The organism is uncultured Planococcus sp. (assembly GCF_947501725.1).
GTDB classification, from domain to species: Bacteria; Bacillota; Bacilli; order Bacillales_A; family Planococcaceae; genus Planococcus; species Planococcus donghaensis_C.
Map to the genome: position 1 here is coordinate 52,407 of NZ_CANMXD010000003.1, position 24,830 is coordinate 77,236.

A 24,830-nucleotide genomic window follows, 5' to 3' on the forward strand; every position below is an offset into this window, starting at 1 on the left:
CGCTATTCCCCCTCTGATGCCTGTAAATAATTGGTGTCTATCGTGCCGTCGTATGCTTCGATGATCAGATCATCTTTTGGCTCTGAAACCGTCAACGTCAAGTTATCGATGTAAAAGTCATCCAGAATACGGGACGCTAATAAATGATTATACAGCTTTTCTGAGTCTTCCATCGACTCAGAGATGATTTTTATGGAAAATGGTGGTGTATCCACCGGTTTTGTATTGACGGTCGTTTGGCCATTGATATCCCGTATCGCGGTTGTATTGATGATTCGTTTACCGTCAATGGAAACATACAAGCCATTATAACGATTGATTTCGTTGACCAAACGAATAAGCAGATCCGGTGAAATCCCTTCAATCTCAAGTCCCATCGCAACCGCTTCCATCGAAGGTTCGACAAAAACTTCAATTCCAGGCCCCGCCGTCTCCGTCAAACCTGCTGCACTTCTCAGCTCGCCGGCGGTTTCGCGCAAGGCTTGTTCGGGGCTGGCATCTGCAGTTGCTTTGTATTTGTTCAATGTATCGTCAAGTGACTCGATTTCCGACAACAATTGAGAATGAAGCTGCTTTTCCCTCGCCAGTTCCTGCCTAATCTCCCAAACATCCCGTGTATCCCGGATATCGGGTTCATTGATCGTGTTATATTGAATAGCCGTCATCAAGCCTATGACAAACATAATCACTGTAAATCGGGTAAGAATCCTTTTCTTCATGCAATCCCCCCCTCACTCATGATTCTGTCAGCAAAGCAGGCATTTCAATGATTTGCCCCTCATCTAAAGTGACGATGATATTATCATTCAATAATTGATCCATAATCCCACCGGTCAACTCAATTGAAGAGGTCAATACCTCAGGCTCGCCGATAGCTTCAATGACAAAAGGAGCCGGATATTGGACGCCATCTACCGTTATGACCGGTCCTGTACAGACAATATATGAATTTCCATGGATCCGCTGGCCGTTGATTGAAATGGCCTGGGCGCCTGAAATATATAATTCGTTGATCACTTGGAAAACATGGCTTTCATGAACAATATAATCATTCGGGTTGACCGAGTTCGGATTGTAATCGCCGTCCTGCAAAGTAACTTTCAGGCCGCTCCCTTCTACAGGAACCAGCCCGAGGTATCTTCGCAGTTCTTCAGCTTCCGCCGCATATTCAGTGTAGCGGTTTTCTCCGTCAGCAAATGATTTTTCGTATTCCTGAACCTCGCCCTGCTTCTCCTGCAACTCATTTCGCAGACCTTTATTGCCTTCCTGCTGGTCGATCAATTCTTTCCGATAGCGGTCTTCCTGTTCGAAAAATGCGCCGCCGGTAAATCCCTCTGTCTCTTTCGTCGCATTCGATAAACTATAGGAATAAGCCATGATAAATCCCAGCACCAGAAATACCAGAGAGAAGACAATCGATTTACTGAAACTCTTACGATTATTCTTCTTCGGGGTCTTCATCTTCGGCACCTTCCTTCGCAAAGCCATAAACATCCGCATAAGAGCGGAAGAAGATTCCCACTTCCATATCAATTACCCCTTGCTGGCCATCTTCCAATTGGGCGATGACGGACGGGTAATAATTCATTTTTTCCGCTAACGTACTTAAAATTCCATGCACTTCATTTCCATCATTCATGTATAGAGTCACATAATCCGCGTCTTCCTGGTCAGGATCCAAAATAACCTGAGAAACCAACTGAAGAACTTCAGGATTAATTCCAATTAATTGTTCAATCAGTTTCTTCCGCTTCTCTTCATCTTCAAAATTCATGTAAATCGGACCGTCCACATCAGCGACGGGCTGATCCAGAGCCAGGTTATTCGACAGGACAATCTGGTAGCTGTTGCCGCGGTCCAGATAGCCCATCTGAACGTATTCCTTCAAATTGATTTCAACACCGGTCAACCAATTTTTATTGACTGATGCTTCTTCTATCCATTCCAGCTTTTCCAATTGCTGCGCAACAGTTCCCGCATCAAAGGACCACATCGAATCCCCGATGTTCAATCCACTCGCTGCCTGGTAGCTTTCCTGGTCGAAAAGAACAGCGCCGTCGATAGTGATGGTCTGGATTTCACTGTACTTCGACTGGCTGTATAAAAGTACGGCAAGCAAAGTGAGAAAAATGAACAGCAGCGTCACGAACTTGCGATTGGTTCTTTTTTTCCGGCGCTCGCGGAGCGTCGGGATGCGTTCTTCGATGTCAATCACTTTGTCCATAATTGCTGCCCCTTATCTTTTATTCATTCGCTTCCGTCATCTGCTGGACTGCGGATATGAAAGCATCTCCCCGAATTTCGAAACTATCGTATTGGTCCCAGCTTGCGCAGGCAGGGGATAATAGGATCGTATCTCCGTTCTCGGACTGCTTGATCGCTTTCTCCACTGCATCGTCCATCTTGCCCGCCTGAATAATTACCGATACACCACAGTCCTCTGCAAATGCTTTAAAGCGTTGTGCAGTTTCACCAAACGTGACCAGGACTTTGACGCGGTCCATAAATGGCCGGATTTCTTCCAGAGAATGATTACGTTCTAATCCGCCTGCCAATAAGATGATTTTTTCGGGAAAAGCTTCCAACGCACTTTTCGTTGCCAGTGCGTTGGTGGCTTTCGAGTCGTTGTAGAATTTACGTCCTTGCCATTCCACTATAAATTGGGAACGGTGCTTCACGCCTGTAAATGAAGTCAGCACACGGATAATGGTTTCTTTGGTTCCCCCACAAAGCAAAGTCGCTGCCGTTGCGGCTAGAATATTCTCCAGATTGTGCTGGCCGCCCAACATGATTCTTGAACGTTCAATCAATTTTTCGCCTTGCCAGTATACAAATTCAGCATCTGCACTGATGCTGGTGGCGGTACGACCTTTCAATGTGAAAGGCACCAGCTGCGCTTTGCAGCTTTTCGCATGTTCAACCAATAATGGCTGATCAGCATTGTAGATGAAATAATCCTGAGCTGTTTGATTTTCTGTAAGCTTCATTTTGGAAGCACGGTAATCCTCGATCGTTCCATGGTAATCCAAATGCGCTTCGTATAAGTTCGTGATGATCGCGATTTCTGGCCGGAAAGCGACAGTGCCCTTCAGCTGGAACGAAGACAGTTCAGTGACGATGACATTTTTCGCTTTCGCTTTTTCTGCCACACCGCTCGCTACAGTTCCGATGTTTCCGGCAATCAGCGGATTCTTATTATCCTGATTGAGCATATGGAACAGTAGAGTGGTCGTTGTTGTTTTGCCGTTAGAACCGGTGATGCCGATAAATGGAGCTTCACTGATTAAATAAGCCAATTCAATTTCAGTCCATACCGGAATATTTTTTTCGATAGCTGATTCAATCAATATATTAGTATAGGGAATTCCTGGGTTTTTGACAACCAGCTCAAAACCTTCCTCAAGTAAATCTTCGGGATGTCTACCGCAAATGACGGTAACGCCCATATTTAATAATTCCTGTGCTTCCGGATTCGCTTCAAATGGCTTGGAATCATTGACAGTTACAAATGCACCAAGCTTATGAAGAATGCGGGCGGCTGTAAAACCGCTTTTTGCCAATCCGAGAACCAGGATTTTCTTTTGATATAATTGTGGCACCTCTTTCATTTACATTACCTCCAAAAAGACTGCGATTGCCGCACTGATTAGACCGACTGTCCAGAATACAATGACTACTTTCCACTCTGACCAGCCGCTCAATTCGAAATGATGGTGAATTGGGCTCATTTTAAAAATTCGTTTTTGCCGCAATTTAAAACTGCCAACCTGCAAAATGACTGACGCTGTTTCAATGACGAAAACAAGTCCAATCAGCAACAGCAGCAATTCCTGTTTCAACAAGATGGAAACCATTGCGAGTGCGCCACCTAGAGCCAGTGAACCTGTATCGCCCATAAAGACTTTTGCAGGGTATTTATTGAAGATCAAAAACCCAAGCAAACCGCCTGTTACGGAAAAAGTGAAAATCGCAATACCGATTTCATCCTGATGGATCGCCAATACTCCAAATGCAGCAAACGCAATAGAAGCAGTACCGGCAACCAGGCCGTCGAGGCCATCCGTTAAATTGACTGCATTAGAAAATCCAACCAGCCAAAAGACAATAAAGAACACATACAGCCATGATAACTCAATTGTAATAGCTGTAAAAGGGATGCTGAGTCCCGTTTCAAAATCGATGCCGCTTAAAACAAAGAAAGATATGACCGCTATGACGATCTGCGCGATCAACTTCTGTAAAGAAGTCAATCCCAGATTCCGCTTTAATACAACTTTGATGAAGTCATCCAAAAAGCCGATCATTCCATATCCGAAAAGCACCAGCAATAGAATAAGTACTTTAGCGGTCAATAGACCAGCAACCCAGGCAACTAGCAGGACTGTGATGATGATGGAGATTAAGAAAACCAACCCGCCCATAGTGGGAGTGCCCGTTTTCTTCATATGTGATTCAGGCCCTTCTTCGCGGATGCTTTGGCCGAATTTCATCCGTTTCAACAACGGAATAAAAATCGGCATCAATCCAACTGTTAAGAGCAAAGCAATTCCAAGACCCATTACTATATATACGTTCATTTAGAGAGCTCCTTTAAACACGAGATTACTCGGTTGTTTCTTCTGTCGGTGTTTCTGTTGTTTCTTCTATTGTTTCCTCTGTCGGTGTTTCTGTTGGTTCTTCAGCTGATGTTTCTGTTTCTGTTGCTTCTTCATTATTTTGAGAATCGGATTCTTCCAACGCATCCTGATCTTCTTCTGCACCCTCTTCAGCTGCTTCGGTTTTCGCCCGTGCAGGGTAATAGATCTCAGGTGGATGGAGTTCGATTACTACTGGCTCATTATCCGTTATTACTTCACCTTCTGCAATGCTTTGCGTCAAAACATATCCCTGACCAGCAATTTCCAACGCTAAGCCACTCAAGGATTGATACGCAAGGAGTTCCCGCTTAGACCATCCTGTAAAATCAGGCAAGGTAGTTTTCCCCTCCGTCTTCAGGATGACCAGTCCGCCTTCAAGTACGGTATCGCCAGCCGCCGGGTATTGGGAGATGACTTTATCTGTATCTCCGGAAACGACAGCTTCGAGCCCTAAGCCATTCAACGCTTCAGAAGCTTCAGCGGCTGATTTCCCTGTATAATCATCAACTGGCCTTGTTGTCGCTTCAGCCATGTTTTCCGGCTCTATGTTCAAGTACTTCAAACTGTTTTCCATGACGGAAGTAAAGATTTTCGCAACCGGCACCGAACCATATTCATCAGCTGGCAGATTAGGCTGCTGGACACCAATGTAGATGAGCAATTCCGGATCATCGGCAGGAGCCATGCCCAGGAAGGAGAACAAATAATTATTTCTGCCTGCTAAGTAACCGCCGCCTTCTTTCGGAACTTGGGCAGTTCCAGTCTTCCCGGCTATTGTGTAATCCTGAAGCGCAAAACCTTGCGCTGACCCAACCTCGGACGTGACAGTTGAAGCCAGGACTTCTTTTACTTTTTCAGCAGTTTCAGCTGAAATAGGCTGCCCTGCTTCTTCTGGTTCACTTTTGACAGTGACTTTACCCGTATCTGAATTCTTGATCTGATCGATAACATAGGGCTTCATCATCACACCGCCATTTGCAATTGCAGTAGCAGCCTGGATCATTTGAATAGGAGTTACAGTCGATCCCTGTCCATACGCCGTGGTCAATTTATTGATCGGATATTGATTGAGGATTGTGCCTTTTGCTTCTTTCGGCAAATCAATTCCTGTCTGCTCGCCGAATCCAAAAGCGTCGACGTATGTCATGAACGTGTCTGCCCCAAGCCGTTCTAATAAGTACGCCATCGAGACGTTGGAAGAGCGTTGAAAACCTTCCAGATACGAGATGGTTCCCCAGCCGCGTCCGCTGTTATGGTCACCGATCGTGCTGTCCAGCAGCGTATAGGTTCCTGAATTATAGGTAGCATTCGGATCCCATCTGCCTTCTTCGATTGCTGCCGCCAACGTAAACATCTTCATCGGAGATCCAGGTTCAATCGTCAATTCGATGCTTTCGTTCAGCCAGTTATCGGACAGCCCTTCCCGCGTATTCGGATTAAACGTCGGGCGCTGGGACATCGCCAGTATTTCACCGGTTTTAGGATCAGCAATTACAGCGATCATCCGTGTGGGATCGTATTCTTCCTGGACACCGCTCATTGCGTCTTCCAGGAAGTTCTGCAATGTTTTATCCAAAGTCAGCTGAACGTCAGAACCATCGACAGCTGGAGTTACCGCAGATTCACTATTCGGCAGCAGGAATCCCCATTTATCGGTATCGAATTCTATTTTACCGTTCTTTCCTGTCAAAATATCATTGTGTATGGATTCCAGACCCATTCTTCCAGTCGTTTTTGTTTCGCCATCTTTCAGTTCTTCTTTCATGGCATAGCCAATCAGGTGAGAAGCAAAAACGCCGTTCGGGTATAATCGTTTTAAATCCCGGACAAATAGTAAACCCGGAATTTCGGCTTCTTTCATTTCAAGCATCTGTGTGTGGCTGATTTCACGGCCTGCCGCACCGAATTCCACCTGATAGCGGTCTTTTTCCTTACCGGATTTCAACGTTTTCAGGATACTTTCTTCCGAAACATCTAAATAGCCCGCCAGTTTCCCGGCAGTTTCTTCGATATCTACGACATGACGCGGATCACTGGCCTTTTGGGTGGCTGATTCATCAACCACTGCAACCACTTTATAAGTCAGAGTATCCTCAGCAATCACTTCTCCGTTGCGGTCGATGATGCGTCCACGCTCAGCAGTAAGCACCTCTTCCTGGCTGTACTTCGCCGCTGCTTTAGCAGCAAGTTCCTGGCCTTCCACTTCTCCCGTAGCTTGTATTGTCACAATTCTAGTCAATAAAAGGAAAAAGAGCCCTGCAAATAACAAAAACAGCAGAAAGGCTCCCCCTTGAAATCGAAACTTTTTTTTCATTGTCCAGGCACTACCTTTACATTTTGCTCATTTAATTTAAGGCCAAGTTCTTTTGCTTTCGACCAAATGCGCTCGTATGAAGATAGTTCACTTACCTGTACCGACAAATCTGTATTTTGCTTCGTTTTTTCATTGACTGATTGTTCAATTGTTTGAATTTCCTGAGTAGATGCCTGAATCGTCGATTGATTCTGTAGAACCAGCAATGCGCACAGGATACAGACTGCTACAAAAGTCACGTAAAGTATTTTCTCGCCTTTTGTGATTAAGCTTTTCTTTCTTGCCGGCTGCCGACTCGGGTTTTGAGGAACGGCCGGCTGTTGGATGTAGGTTTCAGTTCTTGCATTCAACGCCATCTGAACACGTCCTTACTCGTTTATTTTTTCTGCAATCCGCAGCTTAGCGGACCTTGACCGATTATTATGTGCAAGCTCTTCTTCAGTAGGCAGGATTGGTTTTCTTGTGATCAATTTCAGGATCGGCTCCATCCCTTCTGGAATCACCGGTAAATTCGGCGGTAATTCAGGAAGCGAGGATGCTTCTTTAAAAATTGCTTTGCAGAGCCGGTCTTCAAGTGAATGGAAGGTGATGACGCTAATTCTTCCGCCGATAGCCAATAGGCCGATTGCGTCCTGCAGTGAAGTCTCAGCGGCTCCAAGCTCATCGTTTACTGCGATGCGGATGGCTTGGAACACACGTTTTGCAGGATGGCCGCCTTTTCGGCGGGCAAAAGCAGGAATACCGTCTTTAATGCATTCGACCAGTTGGCCGGTTGTTTCAATAGGATGCTTTTCTCTTGCAGCTTCAATTTTGCGTACGATTTGTTTCGAGAATTTTTCTTCGCCGTAGCGGTAAAATATTCTCACCAAGTCTTCGAAAGACCATTCATTTACTACATGATACGCGCTCAACTCAGCGCTTTGGTCCATCCGCATATCCAGAGGGGCATCATTATGATAACTGAAGCCCCTTTCAGGAGTATCCAATTGTGGAGAAGAAACGCCGAGGTCATATAAAATGCCATCGACTTTCTGCACTCCACGCATTTCCAGTTCCTCTTTTAAAAACTTGAAGTTGGCATGGATAAACGTAATTCTATGTAAGTAATCTTGTAGTTTTTCTTTTGCATGAGCCAATGCTGTTGCGTCTTGGTCGAAACAATATAAATGACCTTCGTCAGATAATTGCTGAACCAGATATTCGCTGTGTCCTGCTCCGCCCAGCGTACAATCTACATATATGCCGTCAGGGCGAATGTTCAGACCATCGACAGTTTCATGCAGTAAAACCGTGGTGTGATTGAACAATCCATTCCCCCCGTTCACTTTTAAAAGTCAAAATCAGTTAAATTTTCCGCGATTTCATTGAAGGAATCTTCGGATGCTGCAAAATAGCTTTCCCATGAATCTTTTGCCCATATTTCAAAACGGTTGGACACACCTAAAATGATGCATTCTTTTTCAAGTTTTGCGTAAGAAATTAATGTCGTCGGTATATTGACGCGTCCCTGCTTATCAAGTTCCACTTCCGTAGCACCTGAAAAAAAGAAGCGTGTAAAAGCACGAGCGTCTTTTTTAGTGACCGGCAGCTCTTTCAGCTTTTCTTCAATTTTCTGCCATTCGTCCATCGTGTAGCCAAATAAGCATTGATCCAGGCCCCGAGTGATGACAAAATTGTCACCCAGCAGTTCACGAAACTTAGCCGGTATGATTAACCGTCCCTTTGCATCAACGCTATGTTGATATTCGCCCATGAACATTCCCTTCACCCCACTTATTGTAATAAATGTACCACAATCCCCCACTTGCCACCACTTGTTTTTGAAATATTTCACGTTTGTTACAAGAAATTATCTCAACAAGTTATTTTGACATAAAAAAAGCCTGCGAATGCAGACTTTTCGGGTTAAAAATAAATAATTTTATGATTTTTGTCATAATTCAGCGGAAGAGCCAAAAGGTCTTTCACCAGCCCTGTTCCGTACTGGTTCATATAGATGAATGGACTGTAAATCCGTTCCTGAAATCCGCCATTTGGCAGCAATTCATTTTCAATCGAAGAAAGATGGCCAAACTCAATGCTGTTTTGAAGCATCACTTCATCCTGCAGCTTGTTCTTCAAAAAAGTGAATTGTTTAATATGCAGCTGAAGATTCTTTTCGACAACCGGCGTTAAGCCTTTACTGATGGAAGAAAACTGTTGATTAATCTTCTCATAGGCTTCTTCCACCTGCTCTTGCAGCCCCTCTATCAATGCTTCAGCTTCCTGCTCGCGGATTGATTCCATCAATTCGTTTCTCATCACCGGAATTCTGCGTTCATTGACTACGGCTGTAAAATCCAATTTATATTGTTCCAATAGACTTTGGGTTTTGCGGTTCACCAAGGTCAGGCTCAGCCTCGGCATGATGACCGGCAACTCCATGTCCATCAACTTGAAAGCATCTTTTAACGCAGCCCAGTAGGAGATCTCCCCGGGACCGCCTACAAATGCCAGTACAGGGAACACCATCTCCTGCATCAATGGGCGCGTCACCACATTATTGCTCAAGAATTCCGGATTCTGTTGGGCAATGTCTAAAAGCTGCTGTTTTGTATAGCGGATAGCACCATTGTTTGCTATAAATTCCTGGTTTTCGCGTTCCAGCAATAGACGCTCGCCTTTCACTGTAATAAACAGGTTGGCGGCATTTTCTTCCGCACCGATCACTGCACTGTACCCATCTTGGACAAGTGCCTGTTCGGCAGCAGTTACTGTCTGTGCAATTTCTCCTGAACGTTCAATCAGCTTCATGAAATAAGGAGCTTCATATTTGCGGAATTCTTTATCTGCTGCATCAATATACAGCAGCCCTTCATCCTCGAAAAAATAATGGAGCAGCGCAGCGAAGAAATCAGTAAAGGAAACGGATTGTTCCAGGAGGCCGAATGCCAGGTGATGGATTTCTCTGGAATGTTCAGTTTCCGGTAGGCTGCGGAAATACTCTTCCAGGAAAATCGCGATTTTAGGTTTATTGAGCTCTGCGGTAGAAGCTGAATGCTTGCCATACTCAGCATGGGGAATATTCAATTTGTCGACCCGCCCATTGACCTCCCGGTAAAGGTGGCTGATTTCAGCTAAGTCATGGTCTTCGCCGGCAATCCAAAAAACCGGCACTACTTTGGTGTTCAGCTGCTCTGAAGCTTGTTTTGCCAAAATAATTACTGAAATGGCTTTATGTACCGTGTATAGGGGACCTGTCAAAAGACCCGCCTGCTGACCTGTAACGACCACCGGTGCGCCTTTTTCAAAATCTCTCAGATTTTGTTGTGCTGCTTCCGACAACCCGTTACGTTCCATATAGTTACGCATAATACCTGCCAATTTTCCACGGTCGACAGAATGCCCTTGAAGGTTCTTCAAGCGTTCATCAAATGACTGCATCTGCGGATCATACGAAAAATAAGAGCGGATTGCCGGTCTGCCATTCACATAATCATTCATCAATTTACTTACTGGTTCTACGTATTGTTCCTCTACCTTCATGAAAAAAAGTCCCCTTTTCCCTTTACATTTAAAATCTACTATATCAAACGCATCACTCAAAGAAAAAAAATACGCCTGCTAAAATGATTTTATGATAACAATCACAAGGCCGACCAGCCACACAAGAGCATAAACGGAGGCTAACAGCAAAAAGTAGGTTCTCCATAATTTCCGGAAAAACGGGATGATTTCAATTTCTTTGGCTGTTCTCCATTCGATGACCAAAAGAACAATCGCCAGGACAAGGGCAACAAAATAAACAGCTGCCGTAATGGAATAGCCCCACAGGAATTCAACCGAAGCCGGTACGGAAAAGAACAATAAAAAGGTGGTGACATCCGATGCCATACCAAGCGCTTTCCGTTTTTTTCTTTTCAATGAGATGAAATAGATGAAAGCAAACAGCAGAAAAGGGACGTAAAGGAAGACGGTTCCGATTGTATGTAATATCGTCATTTTCCTACCTCAACAGTTTTCAGAAGGTGATAAAAAGCTTTAAACAAAGGCAATTCCAGCTTTGAACGGTTCAACACATAAAGCATCAGGCCATCAACTTCCATCGCATCGCCTGCGAGACGATCAGCCAGCATGGCAGATACTCTTTCAGGCTCGGCGGCGCATAACGTCGCCACTTTTTCAATCGGCTGCAGCCACTCAATTTCAGGGAAAGCCAAATAAAGTTCACTGTATAAGTTCCTGAATAATTCATAGGCGTGCGGATTGGTGATCAGTTCGCCGTTGCGGATCTTCATGATTGCCGTCAACGGATCGATCAGGCTGTTGAACAACAACTGTTCAAAAAGCGATTCTTCAATAGTATCCACCCACTCGCTCTGCCAGGCAGAGGTTTCAAGAACCGGGAGAAATTCTTCTGCATGCCCCTTTACCAATCCGAACGTAAACCGCGCTGCTTTGTTGAAACTGATTTCAACATCACTCAGCTTGATGCAATCCGTTTCCAGTATGGCGGCTGCAATATGGCGGTGCGATAGAGTTCTTGCTTTTTCCAAAAACAACATGCCTTGCTGAAGGAAAATGATCCTATTGCTTGCGCAGCGGATCTTCAAGAGCCTTAAAATTGGCTGCAGGTCTTCGTAATTCAACGTCAGAATAATAACAGCATCGGGATCGATCTGCTCCACATCCGTATAGGCTTCGACTGGCTGGCGGTTTCCCCCATGTATGATTCCCTGCTTGTTGATCAATGCGGCTTGTTCTTCATGCTGTGCGATCACTTGAACATCATGGCCAGCTTTTTTCAATAGATAGGCTGGCAGCAGTCCACTCGCTCCAGCTCCGATAATTGCATATTTCACGGAATCACTCCTTACAGTGCCACAATTTTTTCTTAAAAAAGAAGCCTGCCCATATTAGGCAGACTTCCAATAATAATTTTCATTATACAGGATAAATCGGATGTTTTCGATATGGCAACGGCAAATCTTTTGTTTCATAAAAAGATAGACGCTGGGAAAGCACTGAACGCAATTGATGAGGCGCCACAATTTCATCAATGATCAATTCGGACGCCAGACGGTAAATATCGATTTCTTCTTTGTATTCCTGATGTTTTTGCTGCACATACTGGAGACGTTCTTTCGGGTCTTCAATTGCTTCGATTTTATTGGAGTAAACAGCATTGACTGCCGCTTCAGGACCCATCACAGCGATTTGCGCTGTCGGCAAAGCGATGCAGACATCCGGTTCAAACGCCGGGCCTGCCATTGCATAGAGGCCGGCTCCATAAGCCTTGCGGACAATAACAGAGATTTTCGGTACTGTTGCTGAACTCATGGCTGCGATAAACTTCGCACCATGGCGGATAATGCCCGCGCGTTCAACTTTTGTGCCGATCATAAAGCCTGGTACATCAGCAAGGAACAGCAGCGGAATTGAGAAAGCGTCGCAAAGATTGATGAATTTTGCTCCTTTATCAGCTGAATCACCGAACAAAACGCCGCCTTTGACTTTCGGCTGGTTGGCAAGAATGCCGACCACCTGACCGTCGATGCGTGCAATTCCTGTAATCAATTCTCCGGCGAACAACTTTTTAATATCAAAGAAGCTGCCTTCGTCGACCAACTGATCGATCAGTTCATACATATCGAAAGGTGCATTCTGGTTTTCTGGAATGATCGCTTCCAATGATCGTCCAGCCTTCGCCGCTTTTGCCTCTATCTTTTCAGGCTTAATGGCAAAGTTGGCCGGGAAATTCTGCAGATAGCGGCGCGCTTCAGAAATGGCTTCTTCTTCCGTCGCAACCAGCACGTCACCAACACCGCTGACGGTGCAATGCATGCGGGCTCCGCCCATCTCTTCAAGCGTCACTTTTTCACCGATGACCTTTTCAGCCATACGCGGCGATCCAAGATACATCGAGGCATTGCCATCGACCATGATGACGATGTCACAGAAAGCAGGAATATACGCGCCGCCTGCAGCGGATGGACCGAACAATAGGCATACTTGCGGCACCATTCCAGACATCCTTACCTGGTTGTGGAATATTTTCCCTGCTCCGCGCCGATTCGGGAACATATCCAGCTGATCTGTAATCCGGGCTCCGGCAGAATCCACCAGGTACAACATCGGCACCTGCATTTTTTCAGCGGTTTCCTGAATGCGGATGATCTTTTCAACGGTACGGGAACCCCATGATCCCGCTTTGACCGTAGAATCATTGGCCATTACACAGACAGTTTCCCCATTGACTTTGCCGATGGCAGTAACAACGCCATCAGCGGGCAGATCTTCTGCCTCTACATTGGCAAAACGTCCATCTTCAGCATAATTTTCATCATCAAATAGTAATTTCAGCCGGTCACGGACAAACAATTTATTGCTTTCTTTCATTTTTTCGTGGTATTTCTGCTGCCCCCCAGCAAAAATCTTCGCCAGCTTCTGTTCCAAGCGTTCATTATAGCCAGTTGTTTCAGTCGTTTTTGTCATTTCACTGTCCCCTTTGCTTGAGATCGTTTATTCGCCGACAGTCAACAGAAGATCGCCTTCGTTGACGAAACCGCCAACTTCCACATGGATTTTTTCCACTTTGCCCCCAAATTCAGCTTCAATCGGAATTTCCATCTTCATTGATTCGATTGTCAGAACAGCCTGTCCTGCCGTTACGGCTTCCCCTTCGGCTGCCAATACATTCAATACTGTTCCTGCCATAGACGCTTTCAATTCTTTCATAATGTGTGTTCCTCCTTTGTTTTTTCCATCCATTGCGGCAATACTGCTGTCGCATAATCACCGGAAATAAATTCTTCAGACCTAATAAATTCCTTAAATAACGGAATATTGGTTTTTACACCATTAATTGTAACATGATTGAAAAAAGTCTGTGATTTGGACAGCGCGTCAACTCGATCCGTTCCGTGTATGATGATCTTAGAAATCATCGGATCATAGAAAGGAGTGACGTTGTTGCCTTCTTCATAGCCGGTTTCAATGCGTGCGCCTTCTCCCCATTGAAGCTTTTCGAGCTTCCCTGGAGAAGGGAAAAACGTTTTCGGATCTTCTGCGTATACACGGTATTCGATTGCATGGCCTTTGGTTCCGATACTGTCTTGAGAAGGCAATTCGCCTCCATCAGCTACGGTCAGCTGCCATTCGACCAGGTCAAATCCAGTCACTTCCTCGGTGACAGGATGTTCCACCTGCAAACGCGTATTCATTTCCAGGAAATAAAACTCGTTTTTCGGATCGACGATAAATTCCACTGTTCCAGCATTCGTATAATCAACCGCTCTTCCAGCCTTAAGTGCGGCTTCGCAAAGGCGCTCACGAACATCCTGCGGCAGGTGCGGCGAAGGTGATTCTTCAATCACTTTCTGGTTGCGCCGCTGGACCGAACAATTCCGTTCATACAAATGGACGAGATTGCCATGATGATCACCGAAAATCTGGACTTCGATGTGGCGGGCATCTGCGATAAATTTTTCAAGATAAACGACATCGTCACCGAAATAGGCTTTGGCGCGATTTTTTACTGAAGTAAACTGTTGAGTGAGCGCTTGCTCACTTTCACAGCGGACCATGCCGATCCCCCCGCCTCCTGCACTGGCTTTCAGCATAAGTGGATAGCCGATCTCTTCAGCTTCCTGAAGTGCTTCTTCCAGCGTGGCCACGCCTTCTTCAGTACCGGGAACCACTGGCACCCCAGCCTGGATCATGGTTCTTCGGGACTCGATTTTATCACCCATTTTTTCAATGATGTCACTCGATGGTCCGATAAAAACCATTCCGGCTTTCGCCACTTTGCGTGCAAAATCCGCATTTTCCGATAACAGGCCATATCCGGGATGAATCGCATCCACACCGTGTTTTTTGGCTTCTTCAATAATTTTTTCAATTTGCAGGTAAGACTGTACGACCGGATTCGGACCGATCAGTACAGCTTCAGTCGCTTCACTGACGTAAGGCAGATCCCCATCTGCCTCGGAGTGGATGGCGACCGTTTCGATTCCGAGGCGGTCGCATGTCCGAATGATTCGGCGCGCGATCTCTCCCCGGTTCGCAATCAGGATTTTCTTCATATTTGAAATACCCCCTATGTTTTCTCCCTTCTATAGCATATACGAATTTTGTAAGCGATTTCAACTATTCGTTGAAATATTTCTTTCAAAGTAGAATGAACTGCAGGATTCCACTAAAACAAAAAAAGAAATCCCTCTTAAAAGGGATTTCATTTCCTCGTTTTATTGAGGAAGTTGTCGACTGCTTCGTGATGGGCGTCTCTCTCCCACAGGACGGCGCATCTTCTGACTTCCTGTTCGACGCGTTCCTGCAGGTCGGTCTTGCGCCATTTACGGATGGCCATTTCCTTATAGGCACGGTGGACATCCGGATGGACTTTCTTCATGGAGCTGAAAAAGGAGTCGATGTCCTGGTCCTCCCGAATGACCGATGATGCCCAGCCGATCTCCCGCAGTTCAGCTGCGGTATAGACTCTGGCTTCACTGAGCATTTTCAACGCTTTGTCATGCTGCAAAGTTTCCATCAGGTAAGTGCCGCCGCCCCATCCGCTTGTAATGGCTAGGGTACCTTGAATAAAGCCGCATTTCGCATGATCCCATACAAGCCTGTAATCGCACGCTGTAGCGATTTCACAGCCACCGCCGACAGCAGTGCCATTAACCACCGCAACTACCGGTACAGGCAGTGTTTTGATCGAATACAGCACATCACTCATGCGCTTCAGCATGCCATAGGACTGTTCTTCTGTCCGCAAGGCATGGAACACCGAAAGATCACCGCCTGAACAAAAAGCCTGTTTGCCGGATGCTGTGATGATGACTGTCTGAACAGAGGGATGCTGCGCTTTTTCCACCAGTTCCTCAAGCCCTGCTGTCACTTCATCATTAATGGCGTTGCGAATATGCGGACGGTCAATGGTGAACGTCATGATGCCATCCTTAAGGTTGATCGTATAAGACAATAGAATCCCTCTCTTCTGCCATTTTTCCTGCTGGCGATACTGTCGCCACTTGCTTATGTATAGAGAAAAAGGCTATCGAGAGCCATGGCCTCTCAATAGCCTTTCAGCAGCAAATACTGTTTTATTTGCTTGCTACTACTTCTTTCCCTTTGTATGATCCACATGCTTTGCAGACGTGGTGAGCCAATTTACTTTCGCCACAGCTTGGGCAAATTACCATGCCCGGCACTGACAATTTAAAATGTGTACGGCGCTTTCTTTTAGCGGTTTTGGACGTTCTTCTAGCTGGTACAGCCATTGGTGACACCTCCTTACACTAATTCTATTCATCTGACTGATCAAAATACTTTGCTAAATCAGCAAGTCTTGGATCCGGTTTTGGTGGTGCCGCTTCTTTCTCGGCCTCATACTCTTCGTCTGTTGAATACGACCAATCGTTCCCGCCTTTGATGACAGTCTGATCAGCGTCTTCCTTAAACACCTGTATCGGTATCTGCAGCAAAACTAGTTCTTCCAGTATCGGCTGAAGATCAATGATCTCCGTCTCTACTGCGTGAACATCACTAAGCTTGTCTTCTCCGGCCTCTTCAGACCAATCAAAGACTTCAACCGAGTCGACGTTGATCGGAAACTCAACATCCTCCCAAGTTCTGGCACAAGGCAGCGTGAGCATACCTTCGAGATGGAGTTGGCACGTTAATTGTTGCGAACCAATTGTGCAATGTCCAGTGACATGTACAGGTGAAATTTCCCGAATATCGCTATTCCGTGATTTCACTGCATCCAAATGAACAATTTGGTCAATTGGCAGTCCGTCTCTGCGATGCTTTTGAAGCTGTTGAATCGCTATTTTCATAAGTAATCACCTCAAGACAACAAAGTTGATTATATAATGCACAGAAAAAGATGTCAAGAAAAAATCTTGTCACTCTATTTCAAACATCGGTATACTAAAGTTAATTCTACCAAAGAGGTGAGCAGATTGAAAGCTGTAGGAGTTATTGTTGAATACAACCCTTTCCATAATGGCCATCTGCATCATGCGCAGCAAGCGCGCGCAGAGTCGGGGGCAGACCTTGTCATAGCGGTCATGAGCGGACAATTTCTGCAGCGCGGGGAACCGGCGTTTGCCGATAAGTGGACGCGGACACAAATGGCGCTGGATGCAGGAATCGATCTGGTGATTGAACTGCCATACGTATATGCCACGGCGCAGGCATCCGATTTCGCCAAAGGGGGAATTGCGCTGCTTGAGGCAATCGGCTGTTCTTCTTTTTGTTTTGGCAGTGAGCAGGGATCGATTGCCCCTTTCCTGAACTCCCGAGAGTTGTTGACTGAGCGCAGTGCTGAATACCAGCACCTCATCCACGAGGCTGTACAAACGGGCATCAGCTATCCAAAAGCGCTCAACAATGCCTACCTTTCCCTGACCGGCAACGGGGCGGGTTTTGCCGATTTGACACAACCGAATAATATTTTAGGGTTTCATTATCTGGAGGCCGCTCAAAATTCGGGATCTTCGATGAAGCCACTGACGATTCAGCGCATCGGCGCGAATTACCATGACCCGATCAGAGCGGGACTGCCGATTGCCAGTGCTACCGGAATACGCGAAGCTTTCTTTAAGGGTGAGTCAGTCGATGAGCTGTCATCCTATATGCCGGAAAGTTCAATCCTGCCACTAAAGAACATGGAACAGGAATATGGCACTTTCGGCAGTTGGGAACAGTTTTATCCGCTGCTGCGTTTTACGGTTCTGCGGGAAGGTCCTGCTAACCTGAAGCGCTTCGCCGAAATAACCGAAGGTATCGAAAATTTGATCTATCAGTCAGCGAAAACAGCGAATGACTTTGAATCCTTCATTTCACTCGTCAAATCCAAGCGTTTCACACGGACGCGGATTCAACGGATGCTGACGCATATTTATACAGGCTTCACCTGGCAGCTGCTGCGTTCATTTGAAGCCCCTGGCTACATCAGGCTTCTAGGGATGTCAGCCACAGGCAGAAGCTATTTAAACCAAACAAAAAAAAACATCAAGCTTCCCTTGGTCAGCCGTGCAGCCGAGCTGCATGATGAGATGGGGAAACTTGATATTCATGCCACTGCCATGTATTTGCAGGGAATGGGTTCTGCTGATTTGAAAAAAGAATTTACAACCCCTCCGATTTACCGGGGCTGAAGCTCTTCCAGAAAAGTAAGTGCATCTTCAATGGTGTCGACGGGAACGATTTCCATCGATGTCCCGATTTTTTCTGCGGTTTCAACAGCTATTGTATAATTGCTGTCTCCCCCACCTTCTACCGGGGCATTCGGCGCAAAGAAGATATCGATGTCCGCAGAGTCGGCGGCCATGATTTTTTGGTCGATGCCTCCTATTCTTCCGACAGAACCATCATTTTCCATGGTACCGGTGCCAGCGACGTTATAACCTTTCGTAATATCTTCGTCCACTAACTGATTGAGGATTTCGAGCGTGAACATCAGACCGGCTGATGGACCGCCTATCGTATCGGAATCGATTTCCACTTCAGGTGTCGTTTCAATGCTCTTGTCTTCAACAAAGGATATCCCCAGGCCGACACGCTCAGGATCCGTAGGCAAAGGAGCCAGTTCGATGTCGGTACTGATTTCGCGATCCTTGCGCTCGTAAAGCACCTCCACTGTCTCCCCAGCTTCTTTGTCACTCAAGTAATCGATGAATTCCTGCATTTCAGTAAAATTATTGCCATCCACTTCCAGAACGCGGTCACCAGGTGCCAAGATGCCATCTGCTGCCCCTCCGGTGAGTACATTCAGAACGAAAACGCCGTTATTGCTGATTTCGTAAGGCAATTCCGCCTGCTCAAACGCAATCTGCAAAGCATTCACTTGCGAATCCGACATCAGCTTCAGCTGGCGCACATTGTATTCTTCATCGCTTTCATGAGGGCTTCTGACCTGTTCCGGCGGCATAACCTTATACCCATCCTGGATTTTTGCCCAGACATATAGAGCGGGAGTCGCTGTAAGCATGGAAACCGTCATCAGGCTGAGGCTGCCCTCATCGTCTTCATCGCCGCCGACCACTTCAACCAGCGGAGACAGCTCATAGGCTCCGCCTGGTCTCGTGATATAGGCATCTAATTGATAAGTGGACAGAAAGACTACAAGCGCCATCACGATGACGAAAATAACTAATCGTTTATTTTTCATGCAGTTCTTCCTTTCATCGGCTGAAATCTTAAGGTATTTACGTTTTACATAAGAAAAAGCCACGAAATTCGTGACTTATTGAAATTTCGAATGAAGGGCTTTTTCGACTGCTTCAGGAACCAGGCCTGTTATACTGCCTTTGTATTTCGCCACTTCTTTGACGATGCTCGAGCTAAGAAATGAATATTGGTTGTTGGACACCATGAATAAAGTCTCGATATCTTCATTTAGGAATCTGTTCATCGATGTGATCTGCATTTCATATTCAAAATCACTTACCGCACGGAGGCCGCGGATGATAGCGTTTGCCTGAACTTCAACTGAATAATCGATCAGCAAACCGGAAAATGAATCCACTTTGACATTTGGAATAGACTTCGTCACCTGCGAGATCAAATCCATTCGCTCATTGACGTCGAATAATGGGTTTTTTGAAGAATTATTCATTACGACCACTTTAACTTCATCAAAAATAGTGGACGCCCGTTTAATAATGTCCAGGTGGCCCATTGTGATCGGGTCAAAACTCCCTGGAACTACAGCAATTTTAGTCAATACGTTCTCCCTCTTCCCCTTGATAACGATAAATTGAAATAATGGTGCTTCCATAAAGCTCTTTCTTGTAGCGCTCAAAATACCTGGTGCGATCCGGAAGCTCCACTTCCCGATCATGTTCACAGACTATAATCGCATCTTTCGTGACAATTTCCAATTCTCCCGCTTTATCCATCAGATCATAGGATTTTTTCATGTGATAAGGAGGATCCAGAAAAACCAATCTCGCCTGTACCCCATTTTTCTTTATCGCCTTTATGGCACGTTCTGCATCTGCCCGGTACACCTCCGCTTGGCCAACGAGGCGCGTCTTTTCAAGATTTGCTTGAATCGTTTCTACAGCCCGCTTATCTTTATCAGTGAAAATGACCTGGTCAATGCCACGGCTAAGGGCTTCAATGCCCAGTCCGCCACTTCCTGCAAACAGATCCAAGGCAACTCCGCCGTCAAAAAATGGGCCGATCATATTGAAGATGGATTCCTTCACTTTGTCTGTCGTCGGTCTGGTTGAATTGCCAGGCACCGCCTTCAATGGAATCCCTTTAACTGAACCTGCTACAACACGCATACTATCGCCTCTAACTTAAATGATTTTCTTGATGCAATTTACATGCATAATGGTAAAATGAAGACTGGAAAGGACGTGAAACGATGATTCAACGTTTTATTGAACTCGGAGAAGGGTACGGAGATATCTATGAGCTCCGTGAACTCATCACAAGCAATCAACAACGCTTTATGCATGGCTTTGTATTTATTTCAAAAAATCCACAAGGACAGGATGTCTTATCGGTAGCAGCTGTGTTCAAACCGGCTGCAGAAGGCAACTTCATGCCAATCTATATGTGCCGGGAAGGAATCCCAGTCGATTCCAAGCGTTTGGATATTTTTGAACAAGCCGTTGCCGAAATCGGATTTACTCCCATCAAGATGGAGGTCAAGCACTCCACCGTGTACGCGGACCGGAAATTCTACCATAGCCACTTGATTTCAGTATTAAGGCTAAATCATTATATTCCGCCAATGCAATAATCAAAGGCCGATTTTGTAATCGTATTCCTTAGCTTTATCAGGCTTGGCGTTTTCATATTCTGTTTTCAGGAATGGACGGTAGGATTCAAGTACCTGTTTTACATAAGGCAATTTATTTAACTTCGTTTTGGTCGTTTCGATGGCATCCTGATCCATATAGAGGACTACATATTTCAATTTACGGGAAATATAATGGACGTGCCCGAACTTCCGCAGCGATTTAGCTTGTTTTAAATGATGCACATAGACGATGAGGCCTTGGCGATCATGCATAAGTATCCCTCTTTTCTTAGTTTCTAGAATACCATAGGAAAGAAAAAAGCCGCAACCGAATACAAAGAAACTCCAAGCCATGCGTAAGGCTTACTCCGCAGCTGAAGAAAAACAGAAAACAGGCTAAGAACGAAGGCAGCCTTTTTCACTTATGAAAGCCACTGATCATGAAATAGAAAAAACTGTCAGTACAGCGCACAATTCGCTATACTGTTTTTATTACAGAATTCCAGGGAGGTCACACTGAATATGGGGAAAAAGACAAAAATCGGTTTTGCCGCCGCGGCTGTCGGAGCTGCCGCTTGGGCAGGTTCCAAAGCGTTGGCGAATCCACAGCAGCGTCCTGTTAAAGAAGTCTTGAATTATGAACGCCCGATTGTTCTCGCACATCGCGGCGGCGCCAAACTGGCACCTGAAAATACATTGGCTGCCTTTAACCGGTCAGCTGAACTTGGAGTCCACGGCTTTGAAATCGATATCCGGATGACGAACGATGAAGAGATCCTAGTTTTTCACGATGAATTCATTGACCGGACTACTGATGGAGCAGGAAGAGTCGCTGATATGTCGCTTGATCAGTTAAAGGCGTTCGATCTCGGCTACCACTTCATCGACCTGGACGGTCAGCATTCCTACCGTGGCAAAAACGAAAAAGTGGTACTGCTGCGTGAACTGATTGAAAAATTCCCTCAGATGTATATCAACATCGACATCAAAGACGACCCTGAAACATACGAAGGAAGCTTAGTTCCTTCAAAGCTGTGGCGCTTAATTGATTCACTAGGTGTTCAAGACCGCGTAGCAGTAACTTCTTTTTATGATGAACAGATCGACCGCTTCAATTTATATGCCCAAAACCGGGTAGCCATTGGAGCAGGTGAAAACGAGGTCAGAAAAGCTTATACATCCTATAATAGCCAGTTCGGCCATCTCTATCAGCCGCGCGCAGATGTTTTTCAGATTCCAGTTAAATCATCCGTGTTCCGTTTGGATTCTCCCCGCTTTATTTCGTTCCTTGGGAATTTGAACATTCCGGTCCATTATTGGATCATCGATGAACCGGAAGCCATGAGCGCTTTAATCGGAGCAGGAGCGAAAGGCATCATAACCGATCGCCCTGATCTGGCTGTAGCTGTCATTTCAGAAATGGAAGAAGAGTAGCCATAGAAAAAGAGCAACGCGGGGCGCTGCTCTTTTTCTATGGAAATGTTTGATTTAAAACGGTTAAGCTGAACAAGAGCAGCCGCCGCCAGTACCGCAACTTCCTCCACAGGAAGATTCCGATGAGAAAAATGGATTGGTGGATGGAATTTTTACTGCTTCAGATACAGATCTTCCAATAATGAAGCTTACTTGGTCCATCAGATCCTGCAGCTCGTTTTCAACCAAACGCAGATTGGCCACTTTTTCATTCAGGTCCAATCGGCGTTTATCCACGCGAATCTGTTTCATCACCCGTGAATATTCCGGATGGTATTTACCAAAACGCTGTACTTCTTCGTATTGTTCTTTTAATCTGGCGAAGGCTTGGATTTCAGCCGCGAGATTTTTATCGTTATAGACAGAGTCATAAGCCGCCCGGTAAAGGTCAGCCTGCTCTGATTGTAGGATCATTTGGCTTAACTCATCTGCAAAGTCAGTTATTTCAGCCCATTCATAGGTCATAATCATAGCATTTTCCTCCTTTACGCTTTTAATCATAGCAGATATTTTTGAATTTCACTATAGACTTGAGAGGATTGTCAGCATGAACCCTTTAACCGATCAATTTACACGCATTATGGAGAATTCCAGTACTGAAGACCTTAAGATCCTGACAGACTACCTCACGAATTTCGAGAAAAAACAACAAGGCGAATTCGCCACTTATTTAAGCGCCGGCCTGAACATGACACGTGTTACAGATGAACAATCTTCGGTTGTTTCGATTCCGAATACGCCGTTCATCCATAACAATGTTGATATCCCCCACGGCGGCATCCTTGCAGTTCTCCTTGATACAGCGATGGGTACTCTTGCAAACAGCAAATGTCCAACCGGATTCGGAGCTGTCACTACCAATCTTACCATCCATTACCTGACTGTCGCAGACGACGAAACGATCAACGCGGAAGCGCGCATCATCCGCAGCGGAAGGCACACCATGGTACTGGAAGGAAATATCTATCAAGAAGACGGAAAGCACATAGCAACCGCCACCGGTTCTTTTTTCATCGTTCCTAAAAAGACAAAGCCTGTTATTGCTTCTGAGCAATAACAGGCTTTGTTTCTAGAAATATCTGTGTATAGTATTTTCCGAATACCCCGACTCCGGTCTGGTTATATTGATTACTCAGCAGCGTCTTGCGGTGGACATCTGAATTAGTCCAGCCGTGTACAGTCTCTGCTGCATCAAAATAGCGGGCAGCTGTATTGACCGCAGCTTGTTCAAAATCAATATTCCCTTCTTCCAGCCGGGCATGCAAATCTTTGAATTCCAGTTCTTCGGAAGAGAAATTTTGTTTGGCCATATCTTCACTGTTCGTTTCTGCCACCATGTTCGCCAAAGGGTCGGCGATCAAAGGCTTTGTTTGATGGTGCAGGCGATAAACATTTACTAAGTCGACAATCTGTTTGGCGTTTGCATCATCGATTGATTGCTGCATAGTAGAAGATGGCGTCTGGATCGGCAATAATTCACCGGAGAACATCATATCATACGGCTGGTGCCGCACTAAAGTTTCCGCATCCATGAAGCGGACAGCTTCTAATGCCCTATCGATGGAATCAATATACAATTGTGCATAGACCCCCTCAAATTTAACGAGGATGCGTTTATCCATATCTTCAGCAGTGACATTGAATGTATACGAATTATCGCCGTATTTGACAGTGACTTCATTTTCGAGAATGGTGAACCGGTACAATTCATCCAGTGATTGCCCTATCTTATAGGGAGTGGCATCTGCCGCAGTCCCTGCTGTATACACCTGCACGATTTTGTCATCTTTTACTCCCACCATCGTAAAGTGGGCATAGCTGTCGTTATAGACCCACCAATCATATCCGAAGGCAGAAGGTTCAATCCTTCCTGGTTCTCCGAATTGTTCAATCCATCGCTCACTGGCTTTGCCTATATAGCTTGAAATTCCCGTGGCAGGACGGGCAATATCCAATGATTCATCCGTAATTTCTTCGCTTGGCAAAGGATCAGTGGTCCGCGGCGCTTCCAAGACATCATTTTCATTTATTGAAGGATCCAAATAAAATAAACCAATCAGAACGATCGATAGAAAAATCATAATGCGAAGCAAGTCTTTCAATCGAACAGCCCCTTTGCTATTGTATCTCCATTATTATACCAGTCGCCTCTACACTGACACAATCTAGCCATTGCAACAACTTAAATTATGATCTATTATTAAAGGAGCATGTAGTCTTTTTTGTTATAGAGGAGGAGAGATCCTATGTATTTTGAAAATACAGGACTTGAAAACATTCACGTAGATGTCGCATTACTTGAAAGCATCATGAACAAACATGGCTTGACTAAAGAAGGCCAATGGGATTACGAGCGTGTCACTTATGACCGCAAATTCATCATTCGCGAAGGCACTTACTACTTGCGCGTATTCGCTTATGCTACAGACGGAGATGTTGATTCAAACGATGCCACTATGCGCGTCTTGAAGCCAGCACTTGGCAAACATTATTATCCGCATGGTGTTGAATATGGTGAAGATGAAGAATTCCCGGAGCATTTGGTTAAAACGTGTATCGGCTTATTGGACTCCATCAAAAAGGATATCCAGACTTTCGAGATCAGCGTATAAAAATCCCGCAGTTCAGTAATTGAACTGCGGTTTTTTTAACCCGATCC

Annotated in this window: 29 protein-coding genes; 5 read left to right on the forward strand and 24 right to left on the reverse strand. The window is 45.4% G+C overall.

Annotated elements, in window-relative coordinates:
* Positions 1–2 precede the first annotated feature (2 nt).
* The 18 genes from Q0785_RS04860 to Q0785_RS04945 all read right to left on the reverse strand — a co-directional run bounded on the left by Q0785_RS04860 (position 3) and on the right by Q0785_RS04945 (position 16,772).
* The gene (locus tag Q0785_RS04860; protein WP_223633445.1) at positions 3–719 is read right to left on the reverse strand and encodes a DUF881 domain-containing protein; all 717 of its coding nucleotides are present in this window, start codon (positions 717–719) and stop codon (positions 3–5) included.
* Positions 720–735: 16 nt separating this feature from the next.
* A complete protein-coding gene (locus Q0785_RS04865) occupies positions 736–1,461 on the reverse strand; it encodes a DUF881 domain-containing protein (RefSeq protein ID WP_223633447.1) in 726 nt (241 codons plus the stop codon).
* Complete coding sequence (locus Q0785_RS04870; protein ID WP_298826347.1) at positions 1,439–2,224, reverse strand: FtsQ-type POTRA domain-containing protein; 786 nt, start codon at positions 2,222–2,224, stop codon at positions 1,439–1,441. Before Q0785_RS04870 ends, Q0785_RS04865 begins: the two co-directional genes overlap by 23 nt.
* Positions 2,225–2,243: 19 nt before the next feature.
* Positions 2,244–3,608, reverse strand: coding sequence for a UDP-N-acetylmuramoyl-L-alanine--D-glutamate ligase (gene murD / locus Q0785_RS04875; protein ID WP_223633451.1), 1,365 nt, complete (start codon positions 3,606–3,608; stop codon positions 2,244–2,246).
* Complete coding sequence (mraY, locus tag Q0785_RS04880) at positions 3,609–4,577, reverse strand: phospho-N-acetylmuramoyl-pentapeptide-transferase (protein WP_298826350.1); 969 nt, start codon at positions 4,575–4,577, stop codon at positions 3,609–3,611.
* Between the two features lie 25 nt (positions 4,578–4,602).
* Complete coding sequence (locus tag Q0785_RS04885) at positions 4,603–6,951, reverse strand: penicillin-binding transpeptidase domain-containing protein (protein ID WP_298826353.1); 2,349 nt, start codon at positions 6,949–6,951, stop codon at positions 4,603–4,605.
* Positions 6,948–7,307 carry a cell division protein FtsL gene (gene ftsL / locus Q0785_RS04890; protein ID WP_223633469.1) on the reverse strand — a complete coding sequence of 120 codons (360 nt, stop codon included), beginning with the start codon at positions 7,305–7,307 and terminating at the stop codon, positions 6,948–6,950. Before ftsL ends, Q0785_RS04885 begins: the two co-directional genes overlap by 4 nt.
* Before the next feature lie 12 nt (positions 7,308–7,319).
* The gene (gene rsmH, locus Q0785_RS04895) at positions 7,320–8,258 is read right to left on the reverse strand and encodes a 16S rRNA (cytosine(1402)-N(4))-methyltransferase RsmH (RefSeq protein ID WP_223633471.1); all 939 of its coding nucleotides are present in this window, start codon (positions 8,256–8,258) and stop codon (positions 7,320–7,322) included.
* A gap of 20 nt (positions 8,259–8,278) precedes the next feature.
* Positions 8,279–8,710: a division/cell wall cluster transcriptional repressor MraZ gene (mraZ, locus tag Q0785_RS04900; RefSeq protein ID WP_146556518.1), complete on the reverse strand. Its 432-nt coding sequence runs from the start codon at positions 8,708–8,710 to the stop codon at positions 8,279–8,281.
* 146 nt (positions 8,711–8,856) lie between these two features.
* On the reverse strand, positions 8,857–10,476 hold the full coding sequence (gene bshC, locus Q0785_RS04905; RefSeq protein ID WP_298826372.1) for a bacillithiol biosynthesis cysteine-adding enzyme BshC: 1,620 nt from the start codon (positions 10,474–10,476) through the stop codon (positions 8,857–8,859).
* A gap of 78 nt (positions 10,477–10,554) precedes the next feature.
* The gene (locus Q0785_RS04910; RefSeq protein WP_298826374.1) at positions 10,555–10,932 is read right to left on the reverse strand and encodes a DUF3397 domain-containing protein; all 378 of its coding nucleotides are present in this window, start codon (positions 10,930–10,932) and stop codon (positions 10,555–10,557) included.
* Positions 10,929–11,792, reverse strand: a complete 864-nt coding sequence (locus Q0785_RS04915) for an FAD-dependent oxidoreductase (protein WP_298826377.1) — start codon at positions 11,790–11,792, stop codon at positions 10,929–10,931. The genes Q0785_RS04910 and Q0785_RS04915 overlap by 4 nt, the downstream gene beginning before the upstream one ends.
* 82 nt (positions 11,793–11,874) lie before the next feature.
* A complete protein-coding gene (locus Q0785_RS04920; RefSeq protein ID WP_298826379.1) occupies positions 11,875–13,425 on the reverse strand; it encodes an acyl-CoA carboxylase subunit beta in 1,551 nt (516 codons plus the stop codon).
* Positions 13,426–13,452: 27 nt separating this feature from the next.
* On the reverse strand, positions 13,453–13,668 hold the full coding sequence (locus tag Q0785_RS04925) for an acetyl-CoA carboxylase biotin carboxyl carrier protein subunit (protein ID WP_298826382.1): 216 nt from the start codon (positions 13,666–13,668) through the stop codon (positions 13,453–13,455).
* Positions 13,665–15,014: a biotin carboxylase N-terminal domain-containing protein gene (locus Q0785_RS04930; RefSeq protein WP_298826386.1), complete on the reverse strand. Its 1,350-nt coding sequence runs from the start codon at positions 15,012–15,014 to the stop codon at positions 13,665–13,667. The genes Q0785_RS04925 and Q0785_RS04930 overlap by 4 nt, the downstream gene beginning before the upstream one ends.
* Before the next feature lie 149 nt (positions 15,015–15,163).
* Entirely contained in the window at positions 15,164–15,916 is a 753-nt protein-coding gene (locus tag Q0785_RS04935) for an enoyl-CoA hydratase/isomerase family protein (RefSeq protein WP_298826389.1), read from the reverse strand.
* A gap of 121 nt (positions 15,917–16,037) precedes the next feature.
* Positions 16,038–16,214: a 50S ribosomal protein L32 gene (rpmF, locus tag Q0785_RS04940; RefSeq protein ID WP_006828847.1), complete on the reverse strand. Its 177-nt coding sequence runs from the start codon at positions 16,212–16,214 to the stop codon at positions 16,038–16,040.
* Positions 16,215–16,238: 24 nt separating this feature from the next.
* Complete coding sequence (locus Q0785_RS04945; protein WP_298826430.1) at positions 16,239–16,772, reverse strand: YceD family protein; 534 nt, start codon at positions 16,770–16,772, stop codon at positions 16,239–16,241.
* A gap of 126 nt (positions 16,773–16,898) precedes the next feature.
* On the opposite strand from Q0785_RS04945, the gene Q0785_RS04950 reads away from it, so the two are divergent.
* The gene (locus Q0785_RS04950) at positions 16,899–18,098 is read left to right on the forward strand and encodes a nucleotidyltransferase (RefSeq protein WP_298826433.1); all 1,200 of its coding nucleotides are present in this window, start codon (positions 16,899–16,901) and stop codon (positions 18,096–18,098) included.
* Here Q0785_RS04950 and Q0785_RS04955 read toward each other — a convergent pair.
* The 3 genes from Q0785_RS04955 to rsmD all read right to left on the reverse strand — a co-directional run bounded on the left by Q0785_RS04955 (position 18,086) and on the right by rsmD (position 20,234).
* Entirely contained in the window at positions 18,086–19,111 is a 1,026-nt protein-coding gene (locus tag Q0785_RS04955) for a SepM family pheromone-processing serine protease (protein ID WP_298826435.1), read from the reverse strand. The two genes, Q0785_RS04950 and Q0785_RS04955, sit on opposite strands and share 13 nt — an antisense overlap.
* 75 nt (positions 19,112–19,186) lie before the next feature.
* The gene (gene coaD / locus Q0785_RS04960) at positions 19,187–19,666 is read right to left on the reverse strand and encodes a pantetheine-phosphate adenylyltransferase (RefSeq protein ID WP_298826438.1); all 480 of its coding nucleotides are present in this window, start codon (positions 19,664–19,666) and stop codon (positions 19,187–19,189) included.
* Complete coding sequence (rsmD, locus tag Q0785_RS04965; RefSeq protein ID WP_298826440.1) at positions 19,659–20,234, reverse strand: 16S rRNA (guanine(966)-N(2))-methyltransferase RsmD; 576 nt, start codon at positions 20,232–20,234, stop codon at positions 19,659–19,661. The genes coaD and rsmD overlap by 8 nt, the downstream gene beginning before the upstream one ends.
* An 83-nt stretch (positions 20,235–20,317) precedes the next feature.
* Here rsmD and Q0785_RS04970 point away from each other — a divergent pair, with 83 nt between their 5' ends.
* The gene (locus Q0785_RS04970; protein WP_298826443.1) at positions 20,318–20,698 is read left to right on the forward strand and encodes a methylthioribose kinase; all 381 of its coding nucleotides are present in this window, start codon (positions 20,318–20,320) and stop codon (positions 20,696–20,698) included.
* On the opposite strand, the gene Q0785_RS04975 is transcribed toward Q0785_RS04970, so the two are convergent.
* A complete protein-coding gene (locus Q0785_RS04975) occupies positions 20,699–20,971 on the reverse strand; it encodes a DUF2129 domain-containing protein (RefSeq protein ID WP_223633528.1) in 273 nt (90 codons plus the stop codon).
* A 249-nt stretch (positions 20,972–21,220) separates the two neighbouring features.
* On the opposite strand from Q0785_RS04975, the gene Q0785_RS04980 reads away from it, so the two are divergent.
* Positions 21,221–22,132 carry a glycerophosphodiester phosphodiesterase gene (locus tag Q0785_RS04980; RefSeq protein WP_298826453.1) on the forward strand — a complete coding sequence of 304 codons (912 nt, stop codon included), beginning with the start codon at positions 21,221–21,223 and terminating at the stop codon, positions 22,130–22,132.
* A 63-nt stretch (positions 22,133–22,195) separates the two neighbouring features.
* Here the strand turns inward: Q0785_RS04980 and Q0785_RS04985 are convergent, their stop codons facing one another.
* Complete coding sequence (locus Q0785_RS04985) at positions 22,196–22,642, reverse strand: YlbF family regulator (RefSeq protein ID WP_298826456.1); 447 nt, start codon at positions 22,640–22,642, stop codon at positions 22,196–22,198.
* Positions 22,643–22,718: 76 nt separating this feature from the next.
* Here Q0785_RS04985 and Q0785_RS04990 point away from each other — a divergent pair, with 76 nt between their 5' ends.
* Positions 22,719–23,228, forward strand: coding sequence for a PaaI family thioesterase (locus Q0785_RS04990; RefSeq protein WP_223633554.1), 510 nt, complete (start codon positions 22,719–22,721; stop codon positions 23,226–23,228).
* Here Q0785_RS04990 and Q0785_RS04995 read toward each other — a convergent pair.
* The gene (locus Q0785_RS04995; RefSeq protein ID WP_298826463.1) at positions 23,209–24,273 is read right to left on the reverse strand and encodes a CAP-associated domain-containing protein; all 1,065 of its coding nucleotides are present in this window, start codon (positions 24,271–24,273) and stop codon (positions 23,209–23,211) included. The two genes, Q0785_RS04990 and Q0785_RS04995, sit on opposite strands and share 20 nt — an antisense overlap.
* Before the next feature lie 144 nt (positions 24,274–24,417).
* On the opposite strand from Q0785_RS04995, the gene Q0785_RS05000 reads away from it, so the two are divergent.
* Positions 24,418–24,783, forward strand: coding sequence for a YugN family protein (locus Q0785_RS05000; protein ID WP_298826466.1), 366 nt, complete (start codon positions 24,418–24,420; stop codon positions 24,781–24,783).
* Positions 24,784–24,830 lie beyond the last annotated feature (47 nt).